Genomic DNA, 25,249 nt, shown 5'->3' with positions numbered 1-25,249 from the left:
GCGGTGAGCAGATGTAGGCATTGTCCGACGTGCGCAACCGCACGCCGGCCCGTGCTTTACCCGATGGCTGCTGGGAAGAACGCCTGCCGGGCCTCGGCAGGCAGCGCGCGGCCGGTGCGCTCGGCGCGTTCCAGCACGGTCCAGAAGTAGCGGTAGCTGGCGCGGTCGTGCAGGCGGTCGCGGAAGGACGTCGGCGCCCAGTGCGCGGCCTGGGCGGCCAGCAGCAGTTCGGCGGCTTCCTCGATCTCGTCGGCCGCGGGCGCGAACGCGTCGACGATGGGGGCGATCTGGTCGGGGTGGATGCTCCACATGCGCGTGTAGCCGAAGTCCCGGGCGGCGCGGCGCGCGGCCGCGGCCAGCGCGGCGCGGTCGCGGAACTCGGTGACGACGCAGTGCGACGGCACCTTGCCGAACGCGTGCGCGGCGGCCGCGATCTCCAGCTTGGCGCGCACCACCAGCGGGTGCTCGAACTGGCCGGGCAGCTCCATCGCCGCCTTCGGGATGGCGCCGCCGTGGGCGGACACGAAGTCCATCAGGCCGAAGGACAGCGACTCGATGCGCGGGTGGGCGGCGATGCGGAACACCTCGCGCAGCGCGCCGTGCGTCTCGATGAGCACCTGCAGCGCCAGCCTGGGGGCGCCATGGCGGTCGCAGGCGGCGTCGATGGCGGCCACGGCACGCTCCACGTCGTCGGCGCTCTCCGGCTTGGGGATCATCAGGTAGGCCAGGCGCTGGCAGGCCTTGGCGATCAGCGTGTCGACATCGGCCTCGAAGGCCGCGTGGCCCCACGGATGCACGCGCGCGCCGACGCGGCCGAAGCGGTTGGCCGCGCTGGTCGCCAGTTCGGCGATCAGCAGCGCGTGCTCGGCCTCGCCGCCGACGGGCGCGCCGTCCTCGGCGTCCAGCGTGATGTCGAACACGGGGCCCAGTTCGGCCTGCAGCGCCAGGCTCTTCCTCATGCGGGCCTCGACGCCGCAGTAGTGGTCGACGACGGGCAGCGTCGGGCGGGCGGCTTCGTGGCCGAACAAGGCCAGGCGGGGATGCAGGAGGTCGGTCATCGGCAATGAAAAAGGGCCGGCAAGCCGGCCCTTCACGGGTGAGGCGCTGGGCCCGATTACAGCAGGTGCTTGACGCCGTCCTGCTCGTCCGTCAGTTCCTTCAGCGTCTTGTTGATGCATTCCTGCGAGAACGCGTCGATCTCGATGCCTTGCACGATCTTGTATTCGCCGCCTTCGCAGGTGACGGGGTAGCCGAACATGACGTCCTTGGGGATGCCGTACTCGCCGTTCGACGGGATGCCCATCGTGACCCACTTGCCGTTGGTGCCCAGGGCCCAGTCACGCATGTGGTCGATGGCGGCGTTGGCGGCCGAGGCAGCCGACGACAGGCCACGGGCGGCAATGATGGCTGCGCCGCGCTTGCCGACGGTGGGCAGGAACGTTTCACGGTTCCACTGCTCGTCGTTGATCATGTCCTTGACCGAGGCGCCATCGATGGTGGCGTTGCGGTAGTCGGCGTACATCGTCGGCGAGTGGTTGCCCCACACGGCCAGCTTCTCGATGGAGGCGACGGCCTTGCCGGTCTTGGCGGCGAGTTGCGACGCGGCGCGGTTGTGGTCCAGGCGCAGCATGGCGGTGAAGTTCTTGGCCGGCAGGTCCGGGGCCGACTTCATCGCGATGTAGGCGTTGGTGTTGGCGGGGTTGCCCACGACCAGCACCTTGACGTTGCGCGAGGCGACGGCGTTGAGTGCCTTGCCCTGCGTCGTGAAGATGGCGCCGTTGACGGCCAGCAGCTCGGCGCGCTCCATGCCGGGGCCGCGCGGACGCGAGCCGACGAGCAGCGCGTAGTCGGTGTCCTTGAAGGCGGTCATCGGGTCGCTGTGCGCTTCGACGCCGGCCAGCAGCGGGAAGGCGCAGTCTTCCAATTCCATGATCACGCCCTTCAGCGCGTTCTGAGCCTTCTCGTCGGGGATTTCCAACAGCTGCAGGATGACGGGCTGGTCCTTGCCCAGCATTTCGCCGGAGGCGATGCGGAACAGCAGGGCATAGCCGATCTGGCCAGCAGCGCCGGTGACGGCGACGCGAACGGGTTTCTTGCTCATGGAAAGTCTCCGAAGGGGCAGTTGAAAAGGCGTTGACGAGGGCTTGACAAGGACGTGCGGCCCTGAACCCGTCAAGTGTACGGGCATACCCTGTGCTGCAATCGGCCCATGCCCAAGACCCCCGCGCCGCTGTACGAACAGATCCGCCAGCTCATCGTTGCCGCGCTGGCCGCGGGGGAGTGGCGGCCCGGCGACGCGCTGCCCAGCGAGGCGGCGCTGGCCCAGCGCTTCGGCGCCAGCCCCGGCACCGTGCGCCGCGCGCTGGACGAGCTGACGGCCGAGAACCTCGTCGAGCGCCGCCAGGGCAGCGGCACGTTCGTTTCCACGCATTCGGCGCCGCGCCAGCAGTTCCGTTTCCTGCGTCTGGTGGCCGACGACGGCGAGCGCGGCTTCACGCGCGAATTGCTGGGCTGCCGTCGCATGCGCGCGACAGCCGCGATCGCCCATGCGCTGGGGCTGCGCGCGGCGGAGCCCGTCATCGAGGTCCGCCGGCTGCTGCATCGGCGCGACCGACCCGTCGTGCTTGATGAACTGTGGCTTCCCGAGCGGCATTTCGAGGGGCTCAGCGCGGACGTGCTCGCGCAACACCCGGGCACGCTGTATGCGCTGTTCGAGGCGCGTTTCGGCGTGCACATGGTGCGGGCGGAGGAGAAGCTGCGCGCCGTTGCTGCCACGCCGGAGGTGGCGGCGCTGCTGCAGGTCGGCGAGGGCGAGCCGCTGCTGTGCGTGGAGCGGCTGGCCTACACCTACGGTGACCGGCCGGTCGAACTCAGGCGCGGTCTCTACTACACCAGCTCGGATCACTACAGCAACGAACTGAACTGAAGTTGACGATGGCGCAGTGCAGCATGACGCTGCGTGGGGTCAAGGGTTGGCCCTAGAATCGTTTGGTTTCACCCCGATTACGCAGGCTCGACCATGGCGGACAGCGCAAAGACAAGACCCGTATACCGAAATATTCACGTCACGCAGATCGTCAGCTACCGACTCCCGCCCGCGGGCATCGTGTCCATCCTGCACCGCGTCAGCGGTGTGGTGATGTTCCTGCTGCTGCCCTTCGTGGTCTGGATGCTGGATTCGAGCCTGAGCTCGGAGATCTCCTACGACGGCTTCACGAACGTGTTCGTCGCGGGCGTTGCCGGCTTGCCGGCCTGGCTCGTGAAACTGGTCGTGCTGGGCCTGCTGTGGGCCTATCTGCACCACTTCATCGCCGGCGTGCGCCACCTGTGGATGGACGCGACGCACAGCGTCAGCAAGGCCCAGGGCCACAGCTCGGCGGTCGTCACGCTGGCCCTGAGCATCGCGCTGACGCTGGTGCTGGGCGCCAAGCTGTTCGGCCTGTACTGAGCCTCATTCCAGAAGGACAACAACAATGAGCACTTTCGGCTCCAAGCGCCTGGTCGTTGGCGCGCACTACGGACTGCGGGACTGGCTGGCCCAGCGCATCACCGCCGTGCTGATGGCCCTGTTCACCGTCGCCGTGCTGGCGCGCTTCCTGATGCCCGGTGAACTGGGCTATGACCACTGGGCGGGCGTGTTCGCCCCGCAGTGGATGAAGGTCCTGACCTTCGTCGCCATCCTGTCGCTGACCTACCACGCGTGGGTGGGCGTGCGCGACATCTGGATGGACTACGTCCAGCCGGTCGGCATCCGGCTGGCGCTGCAAGTGTTTTCGATCGTGTGGTTGCTCGGCTGTGCCGGCTGGGCGATCCAGGTGCTGTGGAGACTGTGATGACGGCAAAGATTTCGACCCGCAAGTTCGACGTGGTCATCGTCGGGGCCGGTGGCTCCGGCATGCGCGCCTCGCTGCAGCTGGCGCGTGCCGGCCTGAACGTGGCCGTGCTGTCCAAAGTCTTCCCGACCCGCTCGCACACGGTGGCGGCGCAGGGTGGCATCGGTGCGTCGCTCGGCAACATGAGCGAGGACAACTGGCACTACCACTTCTACGACACCGTCAAGGGCTCCGACTGGCTGGGTGACCAGGACGCCATCGAGTTCATGTGCCGTGAAGCGCCCAAGGTCGTGTACGAGCTTGAGCACTTCGGCATGCCCTTCGACCGCAATGCCGACGGCACCATCTACCAGCGCCCGTTCGGCGGCCACACCGCCAACTACGGTGAAAAGCCCGTGCAGCGCGCCTGCGCCGCGGCCGACCGCACCGGTCACGCGATGCTGCACACGCTGTACCAGCAGAACGTCAAGGCCCGCACGCAGTTCTTCGTCGAATGGATGGCGCTGGACCTGATCCGCGACGCCGAAGGCGACGTGGTCGGCGTGACGGCCCTGGAAATGGAAACCGGTGAGGTGCACATCCTGCAGGGCAAGACCGTCCTGCTGGCCACCGGTGGCGCCGGTCGCATCTTCGCGGCCTCCACCAATGCCTTCATCAACACCGGTGACGGCCTGGGCATGGCGGCGCGTGCCGGCATCCCGCTGGAAGACATGGAGTTCTGGCAGTTCCACCCGACCGGTGTGCACAACGCCGGCGTGTTGCTGACCGAAGGCTGCCGTGGCGAAGGCGCCATCCTGCGCAATGCCAATGGCGAGCGCTTCATGGAACGCTATGCCCCCACGCTGAAGGACCTGGCCCCGCGTGACTTCGTCTCGCGCTGCATGGACCAGGAAATCAAGGAAGGTCGCGGCTGCGGTCCCAACAAGGACTACATCAACCTCGACATGACCCACCTGGGCGCGGACACCATCGCCAAGCGTCTGCCGTCGGTGCTGGAGATCGGCCACAACTTCGCGAACGTCGACATCACGAAGGAGCCGATCCCCGTGGTGCCGACCATCCACTACCAGATGGGTGGCATCCCCACCAACATCCACGGTCAGGTGGTGGCGCCGAAGAACGGCAATGCCAACGAAATCATCAACGGCCTCTACGCTGTCGGCGAATGCGCCTGCGTGAGCGTGCACGGCGCCAACCGCCTGGGCACGAACTCGCTGCTCGACCTGCTCGTGTTCGGCCGCGCCGCCGGCAACCACCTCGTGGCTGCCGACCTCGGCAAGCGCTCGCACAAGGCCCTGCCGGCCGATGCCGCCGACCGCTCGCTCGCCCGCCTGGCCCGCCTCGATGGCAGCACCAGCGGCGAGTACGCACAAGACGTCGCCAACGACCTGCGCGCCGCGATGCAGCAGCACGCCGGCGTGTTCCGCACGCAGGCCATGCTCGACGAGGGTGTGACCAAGATCGCCGAGATTGCCCAGCGCGTGAAGAACATCACGCTGAAGGACAAGTCCAAGGTCTTCAACACGGCCCGCATCGAGGCGCTGGAAGTCGAGAACCTGATCGAGGCCGCCCAGGCCACGATCGTCTCGGCCGCCGCCCGCAAGGAAAGCCGCGGCGCCCACACCGTGAACGACTACGGCGACACCCCGGCCCACCCGAACGGCCGCAACGACGAAGAGTGGATGAAGCACACGCTGTGGTACTCCGAAGGCAACCGCCTGGACTACAAGCCCGTGAACCTCAAGCCGCTCACCGTTGAATCGGTCCCGCCGAAGGTTCGCACCTTCTGACGACCGGCCGCCCCAGGACACCAAGACCATGAAGCGCACCTTCCAGATTTACCGCTACGACCCGGACAAGGATGCCAAGCCCTACATGCAGACCCTCGAGGTCGAGCTGGACGGCTCCGAGCGCATGCTGCTGGACGCCCTGAACAAGCTCAAGGCCGTCGATCCCAGCCTGTCCTTCCGTCGCTCCTGCCGCGAGGGCGTTTGTGGCTCCGACGCCATGAACATCAACGGCAAGAACGGCCTGGCCTGCCTGACGAACATGCGCACGCTGCCGGGCACCATCGTGCTCAAGCCGCTGCCTGGCCTGCCCGTCGTGCGCGACCTGATCGTCGACATGACGCAGTTCTTCAAGCAGTACCACTCGATCAAGCCCTACCTCGTCAACGACAACATCCCGCCCGACACCGAGCGGCTGCAGTCGCCCGAGGAGCGTGATGAGCTCAACGGCCTGTACGAGTGCATCCTGTGCGCGAGCTGCTCCACGAGCTGCCCGAGCTTCTGGTGGAACCCCGACAAGTTCGTCGGCCCGGCCGGCCTGCTGCAGGCCTACCGCTTCATCGCCGACAGCCGCGACGAAGCCACCGCCGAGCGCCTGGACAACCTCGAAGACCCGTACCGCCTGTTCCGTTGCCACACCATCATGAACTGCGTGGACGTCTGCCCCAAGGGCCTGAACCCCACGAAGGCCATCGGCAAGATCAAGGAACTGATGGTCCGCCGCGCGGTCTGACGGGATGAGTGCCGTGGCTGCTCCGATGATCGATGAACGCGCGCTGTCCAAGCTGCGCTGGCGCTGCCGTCGGGGCCTGCTCGAGAACGATCTCTTCATCGATCGCTTCTTCACCCGCAAGGGCGAGCAGGTCAGCGTCACCGAGGCCGAAGGCCTCACGGCGCTGATGGACCTGGCCGACAACGACCTTCTCGACCTGCTGCTGTGCCGCAAGGAACCCAGTGGTGAAATCGACACCGCTGCGGTGCGCGAGGTTCTGACCGAACTGCGTACCTGATCGAATCGCTTTTAAAACCCAAAGGACTGCACCATGACCCCGTCCGACGTCAAAGCAACCCTGTCGTTCTCCGACGGCAGCCCCTCGATGGACCTGCCGCTGTACAAGGGCAGCATCGGCCCGGATGTCATCGACATCCGCAAGCTCTACGGCCAGACCGGCAAGTTCACCTACGACCCCGGCTTCCTGTCGACGGCGTCGTGCAACTCCACGATCACCTACATCGACGGTGACAAGGGCGAACTGCTGTACCGCGGCTACCCCATCGAGCAGCTCGCGGTGAACTGCGACTACCTCGAGACCTGCTACCTGCTGCTGTACGGAGAGCTGCCGAACGAGAGCCAGAAGGCCAGCTTCGAAGACCGCGTGATGCACCACACGATGGTCAACGAGCAGATGCAGTTCTTCCTGCGCGGCTTCCGCCGTGACGCCCACCCGATGGCCGTCATGACGGGCCTGGTGGGCGCGATGTCGGCTTTCTATCACGACAGCACCGACATCAATAACCCCGAGCACCGCGAGATCGCGGCGATCCGCCTGATCGCCAAGATGCCCACGCTCGTGGCCATGGCCTACAAGTACACGATCGGCCAGCCCTACATCTACCCGAAGAACGACCTGAGCTACGCAGGCAACTTCATGCGGATGATGTTTGCCACGCCGTGCGAGGAGTACAAGCCCAACGACGTGCTGGTGCGCGCGATGGACCGCATCTTCACGCTGCACGCGGACCACGAGCAGAACGCGTCGACGTCGACCGTGCGCCTGTGCGGCTCGTCGGGCACCAACCCGTTCGCGGCCATCGCGGCCGGCGTGGCCTGCCTGTGGGGCCCCGCGCACGGCGGCGCCAACGAGGCCTGCCTGAACATGCTGGGCGACATCCAGAAGAACGGTGGCGTGGCCCGCATCGGCGACTTCATCGGCAAGGTCAAGGACAAGAACTCCGGCGTCAAGCTGATGGGCTTCGGCCACCGGGTCTACAAGAACTACGACCCGCGCGCCAAGCTGATGCGCGAGACCTGCCACGAAGTCCTGAACGAGCTGGGCCTGCAGAACGACCCGCTGTTCGAGCTGGCCATGAAGCTGGAAAAGATCGCGCTGGAAGACGAGTACTTCGTCGCCCGCAAGCTCTACCCGAACGTGGACTTCTACTCGGGCATCGTGCAGCGCGCCATCGGCATCCCCGTGCCGCTGTTCACCGCCATCTTCGCGCTGGCCCGCACGGTCGGCTGGATCGCCCAGCTCAATGAGATGATCGGCGACCCCGAGTACAAGATCGGCCGCCCGCGCCAGCTGTTCGTCGGCGCCGCGCCGCGCGACGTGAAGCCCATCGGCCAGCGCTGATCGCTGAGCGGCGTTCGGCGCCTCACGCGAACCCCTCGGTCACCCCCGAGGGGTTTTTCATTTTGGAGTCCTGATGACCGTTCCCGAGATCCTCGTGCTGGGCAGCGTCAACCGCGATCTGATCGTGCATGCGCCGCGCCTGCCGCTGCCGGGTGAGACGCTGCGCGGCCAGCGGTTTGGCTCATGCCTGGGCGGCAAGGGTGCCAACCAGGCGGTGGCTGCGGCACGACTCGGCGCCAAGGTGGCGCTGGCCGCGCGCGTGGGGCTAAAGGAGAACGGGGCGGCGATGGTGGCGCAGCTGAAGGGCGAGGGCGTCGACACACGCTTCGTCGCCCAGCCCGCCGATGAAGTGCCGGGCGTGGCGCTCATCGTTGTCGGCGCCGAGGATGCCGAGAACCAGATCGTCACCGTGGCGGGCTCCAACGGCACGCTGCCGCTGGCGCAGGTGGAGGCGCTGGAACTGGCCAGCCTGCGCTGGCTCATCGCGCAGCAGGAGTTGCCGCTGGAGAGCGTGGCCCGCGCGTTCGAGCGCGCCCGCGCGGCCGGTGTGAAGACGCTTCTGAACGCTGCGCCCTACCGACCCGGCTGCGAGGTGCTGCTGCCGCTGGTGGACCTGCTGGTCGTCAACGCGCTGGAGGCGCAGGCACTGGTGACCACACTGGGCGGCGGCGTGGCCGGGCCCGAGGCGCTGGCGCAGGCGCTGCGCGCCAAGGGGCCGGCCGCGGTGCTGGTGTCGCTGGGGGCCGACGGCCTGTGCTGGGTCGATGCCCAGGGCGTGCGCCGCGTGCCGGCCCGCGAGGTGAAGGCGGTCGACACCGTCGGCGCGGGCGACACGCTGGTGGGCGGCCTCGTCACCGCGCTGGCCGAGGGCCAGGCGGTCGAGCAGGCGCTGGCCTTCGCCCAGGCTGCGGCCGCCATTGCCGTGTCGCGCGCCGGCGTGCAGGATGCGATGCCGCGTCGAGCCGAAGTCGAGCAACTGCTCAAGAACTGAATCCCACAAGGAGAACGAGAGATGTCCCAGACCCTGCTGCTGCCCCGCTGGCTGCTGACGATGAAGGCCGGCGAAGACACGCTGGAACACCACGGCCTGCTGATCGACGGCGAGCGCATCGCCGCCATCGGCACCCACGCCGAACTGCTGGCGAAGTACCCGCAGGCCACGCGCGTGGACCTGCCCGAGCAGATCCTCATCCCCGGCCTCATCAACGCCCATGCGCACTCCGCCATGACGCTGCTGCGCGGCGTGGCCGACGACGTGCCGCTGATGGATTGGCTGCAGAACCACATCTGGCCGCTGGAGAAGCAGTGGGTCAGCGAGGCCTGGACCTATCTCGGCTCCAAGCTCGCGGCCGCCGAAGGCCTGCGCAGCGGCACGACGTACATCAACGACATGTACTTCTTCCCGACCGCGATGGCCCGCGCGGCGGTGGACTCGGGCGTGCGCGCCGCCGTGTCGATGAACGTCATCGACTTCCCGACCGGTTACGCGTCGGGCCCGGACGACTACATCGCCAAGGGCGTGGCTGCCTACGAGCAGTACAAGGGCGAGAAGCTGCTCGACTGGACCAGCGCGCCGCACGCGCCCTACACGGTGTCGGACGAGACCTTCATCAAGCTGCGCGATCTGGCCGAGAAGCTGGACATCCAGATGCACTGCCACATCCACGAGACGGCGGGTGAGGTGTCCGACGGCATCAAGGCCCACGGCGTGCGCCCCATCGAGCGGCTGGACAAGCTGGGCCTGTTCAGCGAGCGGATGATTGCCGTGCACATGGTCCACCTGAACGAGGCGGAAATCGAGCTGATGGCGAAGAAGGGCGTGCACCTGGTGCACAACCCCAACTCCAACCTGAAGCTGGCGTCGGGCGTGATGCCCCTGAAGGCGCTGGAAGCTGCCGGCGTCAATACCATCCTCGGCACCGATGGCGCCGCGTCCAACAACCGGCTGGACATGTTCGGTGAGATCCGCTCGGCGGCGCTGCTGGCCAAGGGCATCACCGGCGATCCGACGGTGGCCTCGGCGCGCACGGCGCTGGAGATGGCGACGATCCGTGCCGCCAAGGCCATGGGCCGCGCCGACGACCTGGGCTCGCTGGAAGTGGGCAAGCTGGCCGACGTCGTGGCCGTGTCGCTGGACAGCCTGGAATGCCAGCCCGTCTACAACGCCGCCGCGCAGCTGGTCTACGTGGCCGGCCGCGAGCACGTCAGCAACGTCTGGGTGGGCGGCCGCCAGGTGCTGAAGGAGCGCCAGCCGACAACCATCGACGTGCCGGCACTGCTTGCTGAAGTCCGCGACGTTGTCGGCCGCATGCGCGCCGCGAAATGATGCCCCTCGCCCAGTCTCGCCACGCTGAACGCGGGCGAGCCTGAGCGGCCCCCCGAGGGGGCGGCGATGCTTGCGGCGTTGAGCCGCAAGCACATCGCCCGCGGGCCGGCTTGGGGCGGCCCGGCGCTCGTCCCTCGGCTGGGTCAGAAGTTCAATCGAGCGCCTACGCGGTACTGCCGCCCCAGCACGTCGTACAGGAACGGGTTGATGCCGTAGCCGGTGCCCGTCTGCGGCGCGGCCACCGGGTCCACGTCGGTCAGGTTGTCGATCTTGAAGTAGACCGACACGGTCTTGTTGACCTTGTACGAGCCGCCGATGTCCCAATAGAACGCGCCCTTCATCTGGTTGTTCAGGATGGTGGCGCGTGTGACGGTGGACACCGGGCAGTTGGTCTGGCACTCGATGAACTCGTGGCTGTAGACGCCGTCGCTGATCCAGCGCTGCGACACGGTGAAGCTGGCCGTGTCGGTCTCCCACGACTGCGAGAACTGGCCCTTCCACTTCGGCGTGTTGCCGAGGTTCACGCCGGCCGCCTCGGTGGGGATGGTGCCGACGACGCCGGAGTTGGTCTTGAAGGTCTGCGTGTGCGTGGCCAGGCCGCGCAGCGTGAGGCTGCCGGGCAGGCCCACGCTGCCGAGGTTGAAGCGGTACAGGGCCTCCAGGTCCCAGCCCTTGTTGCGCATGGAGGCGAGGTTGAAGGCCTGCAGCGTCACGTACTTGGTGGCGCTGACGAGGTCCATGGCGGCGCAGATCTCCTGGTTGCCGGCGGCGCAGAGGTCCACCTCCTGCTGCGCGTTCAGCGAGGAGATGACGTCGTTGACCTTGATGTCGAAGTAGTCGACTGAGGCGCTGAAGCCCGGCGCCCATTTCGGCTGCGTCAGCACCAGGCCGAGCGTGGTGTTGCGGGCGATCTCGGGGCGCAGCTTGGTGTTGCCGATGGTGCGCTGCTGGACGGTGAGCGTCGTGCCGCCGGAGTTGACGGTGTTGTTGACGACCAGCGGCGCTGCGAACAGCTCGCTGAGGTTGGGGGCGCGCACGTCACGGGACGTGACCGCGCGCAGGCGCAGGCCGTCCACGCCGGTCTTCCACGTGGAGCCAAGCTTCCAGCTGTCGACGCTGCCCGAGGTGCTGTAGCGCGTGTGGCGGCCGGCCATGTTGACGTTGGCCTCGCCCAGGCTGGCCGACTTGAACAGCGGCAGGTTCAGCTCTAGGAAGCCTTCCTTGACGTTGTAGCTGCCCTCGGCGTTGTGATAGTTGCCGGCGTACCAGTTGTTGCCGATGGCGGTGTTGAGCAGCGGGTCGGCCGGGTACTCCGGCGTGTTGGGCGTGGCCGTGGAGACGCCGTTGCCGTAGGGGTCGCCGATGACGTAGTACTGCTCCCGGCGCGCCTCGGCGCCGAAGGCGACGGCCACGGGGCCGGCCCATAGCGAGAACGGCTCGCCGTTGACGCTGAAGCTGGCGACCGACTGGCGCTGGCGCGATTGCTGGCGCGGGCCGTTGGCGGGCTCGATGTAGGCCATGGCGGCCGGGTTGGCGGGCACGTCGCCGATGATGTTCAGCGGCACGCAGCCCGCCGCGACGGCCGCCGGGTTGCGGCAGATGATGGTGTTGTTGGGGCCGCGGATGGCGTCGATGGCGGCGTTGTAGCGCGCGTTCAGCGACATGTTGGCGACGCGGATGTCGATGGTGTTCTGGCCGTGGCTGGCGTAGGCGTCATACGTCCAGTCCTTGCCCAGCATCTCGAAGCGGCCGTTGGCGCCCACCACCGCACGGGCCTGCGTGCGCACCGGGTTGACCTCGATGTCCTTGGGGAAGACCGCGTTGGCCGTGCCGTACTTGAAGCTGGTGATGTTGTTGGCGGCGCAGGCGGTGACGATGGATGCCGGCAGGAAGGGGTTGTCGCACTGGATGGTCAGGTTGTCGTTCTTGGCTGCGCCGGGGTTGGGCGTGAACAGCGAGTCGACCTTGCCGTAGTTCAGGCTGAAGAAGACCTCGTGGTCTGGCGTCACCTCGAGGCTGCCGCGCGTGTAGGCCACCTGGCGGGTCATGTTCATGCCCAGCGTGGTGCCGCCGCCCACCGTGCCGCTGAGGTCGCCGCCGACGCAGAACGGCGTCACGCAGCCGGTGACGGCGCCGGTCTTCGTGGGTACGCCGTTCGAGCCGTATTGGAACTGGAAGGGCACGCCGTCCTTGCCGAAGGCCGTGCCCTGCAGCGGGCCGTTGGTGATGAGGCCGTACTTGGCGTACTGGAACTGCTGGGCGTCCTCGATGAAGGTGTACTGCGGCTTGCCGTCGGTGGTCTGCGCGATGGGGCGCACCTGGAAGGCCGGGTTCCTGAACCAGGTGCGGCCGTTGGCGCCGGCGCCGCCGAAGCGGGGGGAGGGCACGCCGCGCTCGCGGTTGTATTCGACGCTGGCCGTCAGGTGCGCACGGCCGTCCAGGAAGCCACGGCCCCAGGCGGCCTGCAGCGTGGCGTTCTCGTCGTCGCCGTAGTTCGTCTGGCCGGCCTCGACGTTGGCCTTGAAACCGGTGAAGCGCTTGTCGGTGATGAAGTTGACGACACCGCCGACGGCATCCGAGCCGTACGAGGCCGACGCGCCACCGGTCACGACGTCCACCTGCTTGACCAGCAGCTGCGGGAACTGGCTGACGTCGGTGACGCCGGTCACGTTGGCGCCGACGACGCGCTGGCCGTCGATCAGCGTCAGCGTGCGGATGGGGCCCAGGCCGCGCAGGCTCAGCGAGCTGAGGCCCTGGATGCCGGAGCTGGTGCTGTTGGTGCTGGTGGTGCGGCCCGTGCTGCCTTGCAGCGCGGGCAGCTCGGCGATGGCGTTGAACAGGTTGGGTTTGGCGAGCTTGTCCAGGTCGGCGGCCACCATGCGGGTCGTCGGCGTGGGCTGCGTGAAGCCGCGCGCGGAGATGCGCGAGCCGGACACGACGACGGGGCTCAGCACGTTGGAGGCGCTGGCCGAGGCGGCATCGGCCGGGGCCTCGGGCGCGGCGTCCTGCGCCCGGGCCGCCAGCGCGAAGCTGGCGCAGGCGCCCAGGGCGGCGAGATGGATGAGGGTGCGATGGCCGGGGGTGTGCATGGAAGTCTCCTGGGTGGCGGCACCGTGCCGCTTGTTGTCATGAATTGGATAGCGCTGTCCGATCGGGTTAAAAAAATGGGGTCGGCCACCTTTTTGCCCGCGCGACGCGCGCGCCTTCCCGCCTGAGACTGTCCGCCGGGTACGGCCGGTTTCAGAATGGGATTGCGCTATCCTAGGAGTCGAATCTCCCCGCCGGTATCGGGGATACCATCTAGTGATGCCCCCACGCCACCCCGATTCCGCCGCGCCTGCACGACGAACCCGGGCCACCGGCCGCGTGACGCTGGCCGACGTGGCGCGCGAGGCCGGCGTCAGCCCCATCACCGTCTCCCGGGCGCTGCGCGGCGAGCGCGCCGTGGCGAAGGAGCTCTGCGAGCGCGTGCAGGCCGCGGCGACCGCGCTCGGTTACGTGCCCGACCCGGCCGCCCGCGCGCTGGCCTCGGCGCGCAGCTCGCACGTGGCGGTGCTTATTCCGAAGCTCAGCAACACCTTGTTCGTCGAGTTGCTGGACGCCGTGCAGACCAGCCTGGTGCCGGCCGGTTACCAGACGCTGATCGGCGTGACGCACTACGACGCGGGCGAGGAGGAGGCGGTGCTGCGCAGCTTTCTGGCGCACCGGCCTGCGGGCCTCATCGTCACCGGGCGCGACCGCAGCCCGGCGGCCACCGCGATGATCGAAGGCAGCGGCGTGCCTTGCGTGCACGTGATGGAGGTGCTGGCGGAGCCCGGCAGCCACAGCGTGGGCTTCTCGCAGCGCGACGCCGGGCGGGCCATCACGCAGCATCTGCTGGACGGCGGCCGGCGCCACATCGCCTACGTGGCTGCCCAGCTGGACCCGCGCACGCTGGAGCGCGGCGAGGGCTATGCCGACGCGCTGGCGCAGGCCGGCCTGGGCGAGCGAGTCCACAAGCTGCTGAGCCCGGAACCGTCGTCCATGGCGCTGGGCGGCGAGATGCTGGCGCGCGTGCTGCGCGAGGCGCCCGACACCGATGCGATCTTCTTCTGCAACGACGACCTGGCCCAGGGCGCGCTGCTGGCCGCGCTGCGGCTGGGTGTGGACGTGCCGGGGCGCGTGGCCATCGCCGGCTTCAACGACCTGCCCGGCAGCGACCAGATGCTGCCGCCGCTGACCACCGTGGCCACGCCGCGCCGCGAGATCGGCGAGCAGGCGGCGCAGATGCTGATGAAGCTGATGCGCGGCGAGGCGGTGGAGCAGCCCAACGTGGACCTGGGCTTCCAGGTGGTCAAGCGGGCGTCAGCCTAGTTCCACGTCCAGCCGGTAGCTGCGGCCGGGCTGGATGTCGCGCACCAGTGCGTCGGCCAGCGGCGTGCCGTCCAGCAGCACGCGTGAGCGGCCGGTGCGGCGCACCTGCAGCTCGAAGTGCGCGCCGCGGAACTCGCGGGTGGCGCTCAGCCGGTCCCAGCCCGACGGCAGCTGCGGCTTCACGAGCAGCCCCTGCGCGCAGCCGCGCAGGCCGCACAGCCCTTCGATGACGCTGCGGTAGGCCCAGGCCGCGGTGCCGGTGTTGAACAGCTGGCTGGAGCGGCCCGCGGTGCGCGGGAACTCGCGATGCGCGCCGCGGTAGTAGTTCGGGATGAAGACCGGCAGCTGGCCGCGCCGCAGCAGGTCGGCCTCGTCCGGCCCCGGCACCATCGCGCGCAGCGCGCGCCAGGCGCGGTCGGCCTCGCCGGCGTCGTACAGCGCGTGCACGTAGAAGCTGGCCGCGTGGTTGTAGACGGCGCCGTTCTCGGCCGAGCCCGGGTGCTTCTGCGTGACGCGGCCCACGTCGTCGCGCATGCGGCTGTACGGCGGGTTGAACATCGCCACGCCGTGCGGCGTCTCCAGCTGGGCCTCGATGGCGGCGAGCATCTTCGCGCGCTGTGCGTCGTCGGCCGCGCCGCTGAGCATGGCCCAGGACTGCGGGTTCAGGTAGAGGCGGCCTTCGGTGTCGGCCTTGACGCCGAAGATCACGCCGTCGTCGGTGATGCCGCGGGCGAACCAGTCGCCGTCCCACAGGTGGCGGTTGGCGGCGTCGTTGAGCTCTTGCGCGGCGGCGCGCCAGCGCGTGGCGGCTTCGGCGCGGCCCGCGTCGGCGCTGAGGCCGGCCCACAGCTTCATCGCAAAGGCCGCGGCCACCGTCAGCCAGCCGGACACGCCGCGGCCCTGGTAGCCCACCATGTTCATCGGGTCGCACCAGTCGCCCTGGGCGATGTAGCTCAGGCCGCGGGCGTCGCGGTCCTGTTGCAGCCAGGCCATCGCGGCGTCCAGGCGCTGCGCTACGGTCAGGCCGTTCACCACCTCGTCCAGCAGCGCGAAGTCCGCGGTCTCGTCCAGGTAGGCCTGCAGGCACACCGGCAGCCACACGCAGTGGTCGGTGTGCGGCACCTGGTTGATGTATTTCAGCTCGGCGCCTTCGATGAGCAGGATGCCGTCCGGCATGGCGCCGTTGTCGCGCTGCTGGCCCAGTGCATGCAGCAGCGCGCCGCGTGTGACGGCCGGCGCGATGTAGGCCAGCCCCAGGTTGTCCTGCAGGTAGTTGCGCGTCTGCGGGTCGGTGCTGAGGCGGTTGACGTCACCGTGATAGAAGACCTGGCGCGGCAGCCAGTGGTTCACGAAGCGGTCGAAGGCGGCGTCGGGCGTGGTGATGCGCAGGCCACCGCGGCCGCGGGCGATGTAGTCGGCGTAGGCCGCGCGGGTGCTGGCGAAGCCGGCCTCGCTGAGGTAGGTGTCGCGCACCTGCGCAATCTCGGCATCGTCCAGCGCGGGGCCGAAAGCGAAGCGGTAGAACTCGCTCTGGTGCGGCGCCAGCGCCAGCCGGTACTGCACGCAGGCCGCGGGCGTCTCGTAGCGGGCATCGCCGCCGGCCAACTGTTTCGCCTGGAGCGCGCTGGGGTTGTGCAGGCCGCCTTCGCCCTCGAACGCGGCCTGGCTGGCTTCCCAGGCATCAGGCGTGCGCTCGCAGAGGAAGTAGGTCTTGTCCTTGAGGTGCAGGTTCTTGAAGTGGTCCGCGACCTTCTGGTAGGGCGTCACGCTGCTGGCGACGATGCCGCCCAGGTCGGCCCGCCACTCGGCGGACTGGTTCATCCACGACATGTAGCCGATGGGGAAGTAGGGCACGACGCTGAGCCGGCGCGGCCGGCCGGACAGGTCGGTGACGCGCAGCCCCCACAGCTCCACCGCGTCGTCGGTGGGCAGGCCCAGGCGCAGCTCCACGCGCACGCCCAGGTGTTCCACGGTCCAGGCCAGGTCGTGCACGCCGGCGGTGAAGCTGAAGCGGTCCACCGGTGCGCGTACCGGCTCGTACGGTGCTGAGAACAGCTCGCCCGTGTCCTCGTCCTTCACGTAGACAAAGCGGCCGGGGTGGTGGGCGTAGTAGGCCTGCTCCGGCTGCATGAAGGTCTTGGCCTCCAGGTTGGGCGCGTGCGCGTACTTGGCCGGCTCGGGCTGCATGTGCTGCGCGGTGGCGTAGCCGCGGCAGGTGACCTGGATCATCAGGCGGCGGTTCCACAGGAAGCCGCCGGCCAGCGGCAGGGCGGTGGGGCTGGTCAGCTCGCAGCGGGCGCCGTCGTCGTGGTGGTGAATCATGGTGTCAAGGGGAGGGCTGGCGCGCGGCCAGGTCGCGCTGGATGCGGGCCATGGTCGGGTTGTCCAGCGTGTAGAACATCATCAGCACCGCCGCCAGGCCCGTGAACGCCGCGGGGATGACCGACATCAGCCAGACGATGCCCGCCTGCGACTCGGCCGACTGCGCGGCGTTGGGCACATAGCCCAGCGTCGTGAACAGCGTGCCGATGACGCCCACCGCCACCGCGGTGCCCAGCTTCTGCGCGAAGGAGCTGGCGGCGAAGGTCATGGCCGTGGCGCGGCGGCCGTTGCGCCATTCGTTGAAGTCGGCAGCGTCGGCCAGCATGGAGAAGTTCAGCGGCGACTTCGGCCCCAGCACCAGGCCCAGCGCGATCTGCAGCGCGTACATCAGCCAGATCTGGCTGGCGTCGACGAACAGGAACGCGGCCGACAGCACGGTGGACGCCAGCATCAGGCCGATCATCAGCCGGCGCTTGTCGACGACGCGGGCCAGGAACGGCGTCAGCGCCGTGCCGGCGGCGGCGGCCAGCAGGTAGGCCGGCACGAAGGTGGCCAGCAGCTCGGGCCGGTTGACGACGTACTTGAAGTAGTAAGCCGCGCTGGTCATGCGCAGCGTGATGCTGACCATGATGATGAGCGCCAGCAGGAACAGCAGGATCCACGGCTTGTTGCTGCGCAGGTCGGCCAGGTCCTGGCGCACGCTGGAGGGCGCCGCCCGTGCGGGCTGCACGCGCTCGCGGGTGGAGGCAAACGTGATGGCGAAGATGACGGCGGCGGCCGTGCCCCAGAGCGCCATCGTCAGTGTCCAGCCCAGTGCGGCATCGCCGCCGCCCAGCGCCTGCACCAGTCGCGGCGTGGCCGCGGTGACGACCATGCCGCCGAGAAAGCCGCAGACGAAGCGTGATGCGTTCACCGCGTTGCGCTCGCGCGCATCGCCCGTGAGAACGCCCGACAGCGCGCTGTACGGCAGGTTCACGCTGGTGTAGACGGTCATCAGCACCAGGTAGGTCGCGTACGCCCAGACCAGCTTGCCCGTGGGGCCGAGGTCCGGCGTGGAATAGGCCAGCGTGGCGATCGCGGCCAGCGGCAGCGGCACGAACAGCAGGTAGGGGCGGAACTTGCCCCAGCGCGTCTGCGTGCGGTCGGCGAAGGCGCCGATCAGCGGGTCGGTGAAGGCGTTGAAGATCTTCACGACGAACAGCATCGTGGCGGCCGCCGCCGCGGTGATGCCGAACACGTCCGTGTAGAAGATCAGCAGGAAGGTCGAGATGTTGGTCCAGTAGAAGTTGAACCCCATGTCGCCCAGGCCGTAGCCGACGATCTCGCGCTTGCGCAGGCGGGTCGGGGTCATGGCGTCAGCGCATCCAGTCGCAGACCTGGGCGGTAAGCGTGGTCGGCGGCGCCGTCGCGTCCAGCCGCAGCACGCCGGGCTCGCCGACGGGGGACTCCAGCGTGTCGAACTGGCTGTCGATGAGGCTAGCCGCGAAGAAGTGCCCGCCGCGGGTGCGCACGCGGTGCGCGGCCTCGGCGGGCGTGATCTCCAGGAACGCGAAGCGCAGCCCCGGCGAGGCTTGGCGCAGCTGCTCGCGGTAGGCCCGTTTCAGCGCCGAGCAGGTGACGATGACGCCGGGCCGCTGCCGCAGCCTGTCGCACAGGCTGGCCAGCCAGCTGGCGCGGTCGGCGTCGGTCAGCGGCTCGCCGCGGGCCATCTTGTCGCGGCTGGCCTCGGTGTGCAGCAGGTCGCCCTCCACCCAGGTGCGCGCCAGGCGCTCGGCGGCGGCAGCAGCCAGCGTGGATTTGCCGCAGCCGGCAACGCCCATGACGACGAGGGAAGCGAGGGCGGGCTGGGTCATGGAGGCGGCAGGCGGCGGGGACGGGCTGCGTGCGGTGGCGCAGGCCCATCGATGTTTGCTGGATAGCGCTATCCTACATGCTGACCCGGCGTTGGGGCGGTCCGTACTTTCCCGCTGCCGCGCTCGGGCGGAAAAGAAAAAAGCCCGGCGCCGCGAACGGCCCGGGCTTGCGGGGCAGGGCGCGGGCGCCGATCAGCCCGGCATGAAGTGCACCTGCTTGGCGACGAGCACGCCGTCCTTCACCGTGCCCTTGATCTCCACCTTGGCGCCGTTGGCCAGCTTGGCCGCGTCGCCGTCGATGAACTTCACGCCGCTGCCGGATGCATCCACCTTCTGGCTGCCAACCTTGAAGCTGGCGCTGCTGACGAAGTCATTCACGAGGCCGGCCAAGTAGACGACCTCGCTGCCGGCGTCGTCCTTCTCGGGCTTCTGCAGCTCGATGCTGATCGCGGTCAGCCGGATGGCGCCGTCGCTGCCGGTGACGCTGACCTTGAGGCTCAGCCGCGAGCCGTTCACCAGATCGGCCAGCTTGGTGCCGGCGGGCAGCAGCTGGGTGTTGGGCGTCACCACCACCGTGTAGCTGCCGATCTGCAGGCTGTCGCCCGTCACGTTGAAGGCGATGCCGGCGAAACCCAGCGTCTTGACCACGCCGGTGGTGTTGACGACGGTGACGGCGGTGGCGGTGAAGACGCCGCTGCTGGCCGAGTACGTGCCCTCCACGCTGACCGTCACGCCGGTGGCCAGGTTGGCCAGCGACTTGCCGTCGGGGCTGACCTTGGTGGCATCTCCCCAGGCCACCGGCGTGCCCAGCAGCGTGAAGCGCTTAGCGGCGGCGTCCACGGCCGTGATGGCGCCGGCCAGGCGCTGCGGCTTGTCGGCGGGCGGCGGCTGCACGGTGATCTCACTGGCCTTCACGCCCGTGGGCGTCAGCTGGCCCGTGACCTGCACCCAGGCCCCGGCGGCCACGTCGGCCGCGCTGCCCTTGATGAACTTTGCGGCGCTGGCGTCCACCACCGTGTCGCGCAGCGTGAAGTTGGCCAGCGACACGTAGTCGGTGATCTGGCCGATCAGCAGCGCCTTGATGGCCGTGTCGTTCTTGAACACCTTCAGCCAGTCGGCCTTCATCGCGCCGTCCTTGATGACGCCGTGCGCCAGCGCCTGCGCGCCGTTGGCGATGTCGGCCGCCTGCGTGCCCTCCTTCAGCGTGGCGGTGCTGGCGTCGACGACGACGTCACCGATGCGCAGGCTGCCGAGGCTCTTGAAGTCGTTGATGGGCCCGCCCACCGTCGTGTCCGACGAATCGGGCAGCTTGCGCGCCTTGACCTCGACGACGCTGGCCGCCAGCACGGTCTTGCCGCCGCTGACCGTCGGCGCCGCCGTGGCGACGACGCTGACCAGCTTGCCGTTCTCGATGACGGCGCCGGTGGGCAGCAGCTTGGCGTCGGCATAGCTGACCGTCGCGCTGCTGTTGCCGGCCAGTGCGAACGTCCTGGCCGTCGTGTCCAGCCCCTGCACGGCGCCGCTGAGGCGGAACACCTCGGTGCCGTCCTTGGCCTTGCGCTCGATGCGCGTGGCGGTGATGCTGCCGTCGCCGGCCACCGTGCCGCTGACCTTCACGAGGTCACCCACGGCCATCTGGCTCAAGGCATTGAAGCCGTCGAAGACGGTGGGCAACTGGCCGGTCGCCGTGGTCTTGATGGTCTGGCCGAACACGACCAGCGTGCCGGCCGCCGCGTCCACGGCGCCGACGGTGCCGGCCAGCGCGAAGTTCACGACGAGGTTCTGCAGCACGCCGTCCTTCAGCTCGCCCTGCACGCGCATGCCGGTGCGCAGGTCACCCAGCGTGCCGGCGGTCTGTGCGTCGGGGCGGTTGGCGAAGGCCACCTTGGCCAGGCTGTCGTCGAAGCGCTGGCCGTCGATGACGACGCTGCCGAAGCCGGTGATGGTGCCATCCACCACCGAGGCCATGCTGGCGCTGGGTGCGCTGGGCGAGGGCGCCGCGGGCGCCTGCGTGGCCGTGTCACCGGCGCCGCCGCCACCGCAGGCCACCAGCACGGCCGTGCTGAGTGCGCAGGTGGTGGCGCACAGCGCCCAGTGGAAGCGTTGCTTGAGTTGTCTCATCTGAACTGCCTTTGATGTGTTGAGCCGGGTCCGGGCGCCCCTCGCAACCCGTGAAATCAGTCTGACGACGCAGGCTGTTGGCTGGCTGTCCAGCTGTGTCGAGTTGTTGCCGTGGAGCGCGGCCGCGTGTGCGCAAAGTCACGAACGGCGGGGGGTGTTCGACCGGCGGCAGCCTGGGCCGCATGAGCGGTGGCGGCGGTGTTTTCCGCTCGTCGCCGGGGCGCTGCCGTCCGTCCCTCAGTAGAATCCCGCGCTTGCGCACGCTGCCCCTCGCCGTTGGGGCCGAGCATTTCCGAGAACCGCGCGCCCGCCCGCGCCCAGCCTCCCCGGATTCCATGGCCCTGACCCCGCATCTGACCCATTTCGAGGGCGGCAACGCTCTTTCCGATTTCCGCGCCCAGGCCTTGCTGGCCAGGCTGCAGGAGGTCAGCACGCGCATCACCGGCGTCAGCGCCCGGGCCGTGCACTGGGTCTGGACGGACGCGCCGCTTGATGCCGAGGCCCGCGAGCGCTTCGCCGCGCTGCTGACCTACGGCGAGCCGGCCACGGCCGACGCCGCCGGCGACCTCGTCGTCGTCACGCCGCGCTTCGGCACGGTCAGCCCCTGGGCCTCCAAGGCCACCGACATCGCGCGCAACTGCGGCTTGAACCTGAAGCGCGTCGAACGCGTCGTCGAGTACCGCATCACGACCAAGAGCGGCCTGCTCGGTGGCGCCAAGCCGCTGAGCGCCGACGAGCTGAACGCCTGCGCCGTGCTGCTGCACGACCGCATGACCGAGTCGGCCTGCTTCAGCCGTGACGACACCAGGCACCTGTTCGACGAACGCACCGCCGAGCCGCTGTTGCGCTTGGACGTGCTGGGCGCCGGCCGCGCCGCGCTGGAGCAGGCCAACGTCGAGTTCGGCCTGGCGCTGTCGGGCGACGAGATCGACTACCTGGAGACCAACTTCAAGAAGCTGGGCCGCAACCCCAGCGACGTCGAGCTGATGATGTTCGCGCAGGCCAACAGCGAGCACTGCCGGCACAAGATCTTCAACGCGTCGTTCACGGTGGACGGTGAGGCGCAGCCGCTGAGCCTGTTCGGCATGATCCGCAACACCGAGAAGCTGCACCCGCAGCACACGGTCATCGCCTACTCGGACAACGCCGCCGTCATGGAAGGCCATGCGATCGAGCGCTGGATGCCGGCGCCGCAGGCTGGGGCCGCCTACGTGGCCCGCCCCGAGCAGGCCCAGGTGCTGATGAAGGTGGAGACGCACAACCACCCAACGGCCATCTCGCCCCACCCGGGCGCGTCCACCGGTGCCGGTGGCGAGATCCGTGATGAAGGCGCCACCGGCCGCGGCTCCCGCCCGAAGGCGGGCCTGACGGGCTTCTCGGTGTCCAACCTGCACCTGCCGGGCCTGAGCGAGCCCTGGGAGCAGAACCCCGTCGGCAAGCCGGCGCATATCGCCAGCGCGCTGGACATCATGATCGACGGCCCGTTGGGCGGCGCCGCGTTCAACAACGAGTTCGGCCGCCCGAACCTGGCGGGCTACTTCCGTGTCTTCGAGCAGACGGTGGCCGGCGTGCGCCGCGGCTATCACAAGCCCATCATGATCGCCGGCGGCCTGGGCACCATCCGCTCGGACCTGACGAAGAAGATCGAGTTCCCCGCCGGCACGCTGCTGATCCAGCTCGGCGGCCCCGGCATGCGCATCGGCATGGGCGGCGGCGCCGCGTCGTCGATGGCGGCGGGCACGAACACGGCCGATCTTGACTTCGACTCCGTGCAGCGCGGCAACCCGGAAATCGAGCGTCGTGCGCAGGAGGTCATCAACCACTGCTGGGGCCTGGGCGCCGAGAACCCGGTGCTGGCCATCCACGACGTCGGCGCGGGCGGCATCTCCAACGCCTTCCCCGAGCTGGTGAACGACGCCGGCCGCGGTGCGCGCTTCGACCTGCGCAAGGTGCCGCTCGAAGAGTCGGGCCTGGCCCCGAAGGAAATCTGGTGCAACGAGAGCCAGGAGCGCTACGTGCTGGCCATCGCGCCGGAGAGCCTCGACCAGTTCAAGGCCTTCTGCGAGCGCGAGCGCTGCCCGTTCGCCGTCGTCGGCGTGACGACCGAAGAGCGTGAACTGAAACTCGTCGACGACCTGGCCGGCGACGACCACCCCATCGACATGCCGATGGACGTGCTGCTGGGCAAGCCGCCCAAGACGCACCGCGACGTGACCCGCGTGGCCCGCGACGGCGGCACGCTGGACCTGACCGGTGTGAAGCTGGAAACGGCCGCCTTCGACGTGCTGCGCCACCCGACGGTCGCCAACAAGCGCTTCCTCGTCACCATCGGCGACCGCACCGTGGGCGGCCTGAACCACCGCGACCAGATGGTGGGCCCCTGGCAGGTGCCGGTGGCGGACTGCGCCGTCACGCTGGCCGACTTCAAGGGCTTTGCCGGCGAGGCCATGAGCATGGGTGAGCGCACGCCGCTGGCCGCCGTCAACGCCCCGGCGTCGGGCCGCATGGCGGTGGCCGAGGCCATCACCAACCTGCTGGCCGCGCCGTTCGAGCTGCCGCGCGTGAAGCTCAGCGCCAACTGGATGGCCGCCTGCGGCGAAGCCGGCGAGGACGCCGCGCTGTTCGACACCGTGAAGACCGTCGGCATGGAGCTGTGCCCCGCTTTGGGCATCTCGATTCCGGTCGGCAAGGACTCCTTGTCGATGCGCACGAAGTGGGACGACCACCAGGTCACCGCGCCGGTGTCGCTGATCGTCACGGCCTTCGCCAGCATTGCCGACGTGCGCGACACGCTGACGCCGGAGTGGCAGCGTGAAGACTCGTGCGCCATCCTGATCGACCTGGGCCAGGGCAAGCACCGCTTGGCCGGCTCCATCCTGGCGCAGACGCTGAACCAGTTCGGCGCCGACGTGCCGGACCTGGACGACCCGCAGCTGCTGGTGTCGCTGGTCAACGCGATCAACGAACTGCGCGCCGCCGGCAAGCTGCTGGCCTACCACGACCGCTCCGATGGCGGCCTGTGGGCGGCGGCCTGCGAGATGGCCTTCGCCGGTCAGACCGGCCTGAGCCTGAACATCGACATGCTGGTCACTGAAGGCGACGGCATCAGCGACAGCCGCGCCGACACGGGCGACTCGAAGAACTGGGCCGCCCAGGTCAGCGGCCGCCGCGATGAGCTGACGCTGCGTGCGCTGTTCGCCGAGGAGCTGGGCGCGCTGATCCAGGTCCGCGCCGCCGACCGCGATGCGGTCATGCAGGTGCTGCGTGCGCATGGCCTGTCCAAGCACTCGCACGTCGTCGCCAAGCCCAACGCGGCGCGGCAGATGGAAGTCTGGCGCGATGCCAAGAAGATCTTCGCTGCTGATATGACCTCGCTGCAGCAGACCTGGGACGAGGTGAGCTGGCGCATCGCCAAGCTGCGCGACAACCCGGCTGGCGCCGATGCCGAGCATGCCGCCGCCGGCAAGGCCGACGATCCCGGCTTGCATGTCCACCTGACGTTCACGCCGGAGGCGCCGTTCGTGTCGACCGGCGCTAGACCGAAGGTCGCCATCCTGCGCGAGCAGGGCGTGAACTCGCACGTCGAGATGGCCTACGCGATGTCGCTGGGCGGCTTCGACAGCTTCGACGTGCACATGAGCGACCTGCAGTCGGGCGCGGTCAAGCTGGACGGCTTCGCGGCCTTCGTCGCCTGCGGCGGCTTCAGCTACGGCGACACGCTGGGTGCCGGCGAAGGCTGGGCGCGCAGCATCATGTTCAACCCGGTGCTGACCGAGCAGTTCCGCGCGTTCTTCTCGCGCTCCGACACGCTGGCGCTGGGCGTCTGCAACGGCTGCCAGATGCTGGCCGCGCTCGCGCCCATCATCCCGGGCGCCGAGGCCTGGCCGCGCTTCACGCGCAACCAGAGCGAGCAGTACGAAGCCCGCCTGGCGCTGGTGGAAGTGCTGGAGTCGCCCAGCGTGTTCTTCAAGGACATGGCCGGCACGCGCTCGCCGATCGCCGTGGCCCACGGCGAAGGCTTTGCGAACTTCGCCCGCCAGGGTGATGCGAGTCAGGTCATTGCCGCGATGCGCTTCGTCGACAACCACGGCCAGGCCACCGAGGCCTACCCGTTCAACCCGAACGGCAGCCCGGGCGGCCTGACCAGCGTGACGACGGCCGACGGCCGCTTCACGGCGCTGATGCCGCACCCGGAGCGCGTGTTCCGCAACGTGCAGATGAGCTGGACCTCGGGCGACCGAGCGCAGTACAGCGCGTGGCTGAAGATGTTCCAGAACGCGCGCAAGGCGCTGGGCTGACG

General features: G+C 69.0%; 18 protein-coding genes. 11 read left to right on the top strand and 7 right to left on the bottom strand.

The window, feature by feature from the left end:
- Positions 1 to 56 precede the first annotated feature (56 nt).
- Positions 57 to 1,058 (bottom strand): HpcH/HpaI aldolase/citrate lyase family protein, encoded by a 1,002-nt coding sequence (locus AC1Q7O_RS05695; protein ID WP_492658162.1) that lies wholly within the window; start codon positions 1,056 to 1,058, stop codon positions 57 to 59.
- A gap of 56 nt (positions 1,059 to 1,114) precedes the next feature.
- Positions 1,115 to 2,101 carry a malate dehydrogenase gene (locus AC1Q7O_RS05690; RefSeq protein ID WP_492658163.1) on the bottom strand — a complete coding sequence of 329 codons (987 nt, stop codon included), beginning with the start codon at positions 2,099 to 2,101 and terminating at the stop codon, positions 1,115 to 1,117.
- Positions 2,102 to 2,209: 108 nt separating this feature from the next.
- Here AC1Q7O_RS05690 and AC1Q7O_RS05685 point away from each other — a divergent pair, with 108 nt between their 5' ends.
- The 9 genes from AC1Q7O_RS05685 to AC1Q7O_RS05645 all read left to right on the top strand — a co-directional run bounded on the left by AC1Q7O_RS05685 (position 2,210) and on the right by AC1Q7O_RS05645 (position 10,300).
- Positions 2,210 to 2,926 (top strand): GntR family transcriptional regulator, encoded by a 717-nt coding sequence (locus AC1Q7O_RS05685; RefSeq protein ID WP_492658164.1) that lies wholly within the window; start codon positions 2,210 to 2,212, stop codon positions 2,924 to 2,926.
- Between the two features lie 93 nt (positions 2,927 to 3,019).
- Entirely contained in the window at positions 3,020 to 3,448 is a 429-nt protein-coding gene (sdhC, locus tag AC1Q7O_RS05680; RefSeq protein ID WP_492658165.1) for a succinate dehydrogenase, cytochrome b556 subunit, read from the top strand.
- 25 nt (positions 3,449 to 3,473) lie between these two features.
- Positions 3,474 to 3,833, top strand: a complete 360-nt coding sequence (gene sdhD, locus AC1Q7O_RS05675; protein ID WP_492658166.1) for a succinate dehydrogenase, hydrophobic membrane anchor protein — start codon at positions 3,474 to 3,476, stop codon at positions 3,831 to 3,833.
- The gene (gene sdhA / locus AC1Q7O_RS05670; protein ID WP_492658167.1) at positions 3,833 to 5,623 is read left to right on the top strand and encodes a succinate dehydrogenase flavoprotein subunit; all 1,791 of its coding nucleotides are present in this window, start codon (positions 3,833 to 3,835) and stop codon (positions 5,621 to 5,623) included. The genes sdhD and sdhA overlap by 1 nt, the downstream gene beginning before the upstream one ends.
- 28 nt (positions 5,624 to 5,651) lie before the next feature.
- The gene (locus tag AC1Q7O_RS05665; RefSeq protein ID WP_477894740.1) at positions 5,652 to 6,353 is read left to right on the top strand and encodes a succinate dehydrogenase iron-sulfur subunit; all 702 of its coding nucleotides are present in this window, start codon (positions 5,652 to 5,654) and stop codon (positions 6,351 to 6,353) included.
- 25 nt (positions 6,354 to 6,378) lie between these two features.
- Complete coding sequence (locus AC1Q7O_RS05660; protein ID WP_492658168.1) at positions 6,379 to 6,630, top strand: FAD assembly factor SdhE; 252 nt, start codon at positions 6,379 to 6,381, stop codon at positions 6,628 to 6,630.
- A 33-nt stretch (positions 6,631 to 6,663) separates the two neighbouring features.
- Positions 6,664 to 7,974 (top strand): citrate synthase, encoded by a 1,311-nt coding sequence (gene gltA, locus AC1Q7O_RS05655; protein WP_492658169.1) that lies wholly within the window; start codon positions 6,664 to 6,666, stop codon positions 7,972 to 7,974.
- Between the two features lie 73 nt (positions 7,975 to 8,047).
- Positions 8,048 to 8,965, top strand: coding sequence for a ribokinase (locus AC1Q7O_RS05650; RefSeq protein WP_492658170.1), 918 nt, complete (start codon positions 8,048 to 8,050; stop codon positions 8,963 to 8,965).
- Positions 8,966 to 8,986: 21 nt separating this feature from the next.
- Complete coding sequence (locus tag AC1Q7O_RS05645) at positions 8,987 to 10,300, top strand: TRZ/ATZ family hydrolase (RefSeq protein WP_492658171.1); 1,314 nt, start codon at positions 8,987 to 8,989, stop codon at positions 10,298 to 10,300.
- Positions 10,301 to 10,443: 143 nt separating this feature from the next.
- On the opposite strand, the gene AC1Q7O_RS05640 is transcribed toward AC1Q7O_RS05645, so the two are convergent.
- The gene (locus tag AC1Q7O_RS05640; protein WP_492658172.1) at positions 10,444 to 13,389 is read right to left on the bottom strand and encodes a TonB-dependent receptor plug domain-containing protein; all 2,946 of its coding nucleotides are present in this window, start codon (positions 13,387 to 13,389) and stop codon (positions 10,444 to 10,446) included.
- Between the two features lie 217 nt (positions 13,390 to 13,606).
- On the opposite strand from AC1Q7O_RS05640, the gene gntR reads away from it, so the two are divergent.
- Positions 13,607 to 14,653: an HTH-type transcriptional regulator GntR gene (gene gntR, locus AC1Q7O_RS05635; RefSeq protein WP_492658173.1), complete on the top strand. Its 1,047-nt coding sequence runs from the start codon at positions 13,607 to 13,609 to the stop codon at positions 14,651 to 14,653.
- Here the strand turns inward: gntR and AC1Q7O_RS05630 are convergent.
- The 4 genes from AC1Q7O_RS05630 to AC1Q7O_RS05615 form a co-directional block, all read right to left on the bottom strand.
- Positions 14,645 to 16,975 (bottom strand): GH36-type glycosyl hydrolase domain-containing protein, encoded by a 2,331-nt coding sequence (locus AC1Q7O_RS05630; protein WP_492658174.1) that lies wholly within the window; start codon positions 16,973 to 16,975, stop codon positions 14,645 to 14,647. The genes gntR and AC1Q7O_RS05630 overlap by 9 nt on opposite strands.
- A 4-nt stretch (positions 16,976 to 16,979) precedes the next feature.
- The gene (locus tag AC1Q7O_RS05625; protein ID WP_492658175.1) at positions 16,980 to 18,326 is read right to left on the bottom strand and encodes an MFS transporter; all 1,347 of its coding nucleotides are present in this window, start codon (positions 18,324 to 18,326) and stop codon (positions 16,980 to 16,982) included.
- A gap of 4 nt (positions 18,327 to 18,330) precedes the next feature.
- A complete protein-coding gene (locus tag AC1Q7O_RS05620) occupies positions 18,331 to 18,828 on the bottom strand; it encodes a gluconokinase (RefSeq protein WP_492658176.1) in 498 nt (165 codons plus the stop codon).
- Between the two features lie 192 nt (positions 18,829 to 19,020).
- Positions 19,021 to 20,949: a DUF5666 domain-containing protein gene (locus tag AC1Q7O_RS05615; protein WP_492658177.1), complete on the bottom strand. Its 1,929-nt coding sequence runs from the start codon at positions 20,947 to 20,949 to the stop codon at positions 19,021 to 19,023.
- A gap of 335 nt (positions 20,950 to 21,284) precedes the next feature.
- Between AC1Q7O_RS05615 and purL the strand changes: the two genes are divergently transcribed.
- The gene (gene purL, locus AC1Q7O_RS05610; protein ID WP_492658178.1) at positions 21,285 to 25,247 is read left to right on the top strand and encodes a phosphoribosylformylglycinamidine synthase; all 3,963 of its coding nucleotides are present in this window, start codon (positions 21,285 to 21,287) and stop codon (positions 25,245 to 25,247) included.
- The last annotated feature ends 2 nt before the right edge of the window (positions 25,248 to 25,249 follow it).

The sequence above is a fragment of the Roseateles sp. GW823-FHT07B05 genome, from assembly GCF_058794515.1.
The sequence above is the reverse complement of the archived record's forward strand: the minus strand, read 5'-3'. Positions and strand labels throughout refer to the sequence as shown.

Bases quoted from the DNA above. Each gene is read 5' to 3' on its own strand.
- AC1Q7O_RS05695 (WP_492658162.1), bottom strand. From the start codon at position 1,058: ATGACCGACCTCCTGCATCCCCGCCTGGCCTTGTTCGGCCACGAAGCC.
- AC1Q7O_RS05690 (WP_492658163.1), bottom strand. From the start codon at position 2,101: ATGAGCAAGAAACCCGTTCGCGTCGCCGTCACCGGCGCTGCTGGCCAG.
- AC1Q7O_RS05685 (WP_492658164.1), top strand. From the start codon at position 2,210: ATGCCCAAGACCCCCGCGCCGCTGTACGAACAGATCCGCCAGCTCATC.
- sdhC (WP_492658165.1), top strand. From the start codon at position 3,020: ATGGCGGACAGCGCAAAGACAAGACCCGTATACCGAAATATTCACGTC.
- sdhD (WP_492658166.1), top strand. From the start codon at position 3,474: ATGAGCACTTTCGGCTCCAAGCGCCTGGTCGTTGGCGCGCACTACGGA.
- sdhA (WP_492658167.1), top strand. From the start codon at position 3,833: ATGACGGCAAAGATTTCGACCCGCAAGTTCGACGTGGTCATCGTCGGG.
- AC1Q7O_RS05665 (WP_477894740.1), top strand. From the start codon at position 5,652: ATGAAGCGCACCTTCCAGATTTACCGCTACGACCCGGACAAGGATGCC.
- AC1Q7O_RS05660 (WP_492658168.1), top strand. From the start codon at position 6,379: ATGATCGATGAACGCGCGCTGTCCAAGCTGCGCTGGCGCTGCCGTCGG.
- gltA (WP_492658169.1), top strand. From the start codon at position 6,664: ATGACCCCGTCCGACGTCAAAGCAACCCTGTCGTTCTCCGACGGCAGC.
- AC1Q7O_RS05650 (WP_492658170.1), top strand. From the start codon at position 8,048: ATGACCGTTCCCGAGATCCTCGTGCTGGGCAGCGTCAACCGCGATCTG.
- AC1Q7O_RS05645 (WP_492658171.1), top strand. From the start codon at position 8,987: ATGTCCCAGACCCTGCTGCTGCCCCGCTGGCTGCTGACGATGAAGGCC.
- AC1Q7O_RS05640 (WP_492658172.1), bottom strand. From the start codon at position 13,389: ATGCACACCCCCGGCCATCGCACCCTCATCCATCTCGCCGCCCTGGGC.
- gntR (WP_492658173.1), top strand. From the start codon at position 13,607: ATGCCCCCACGCCACCCCGATTCCGCCGCGCCTGCACGACGAACCCGG.
- AC1Q7O_RS05630 (WP_492658174.1), bottom strand. From the start codon at position 16,975: ATGATTCACCACCACGACGACGGCGCCCGCTGCGAGCTGACCAGCCCC.
- AC1Q7O_RS05625 (WP_492658175.1), bottom strand. From the start codon at position 18,326: ATGACCCCGACCCGCCTGCGCAAGCGCGAGATCGTCGGCTACGGCCTG.
- AC1Q7O_RS05620 (WP_492658176.1), bottom strand. From the start codon at position 18,828: ATGACCCAGCCCGCCCTCGCTTCCCTCGTCGTCATGGGCGTTGCCGGC.
- AC1Q7O_RS05615 (WP_492658177.1), bottom strand. From the start codon at position 20,949: ATGAGACAACTCAAGCAACGCTTCCACTGGGCGCTGTGCGCCACCACC.
- purL (WP_492658178.1), top strand. From the start codon at position 21,285: ATGGCCCTGACCCCGCATCTGACCCATTTCGAGGGCGGCAACGCTCTT.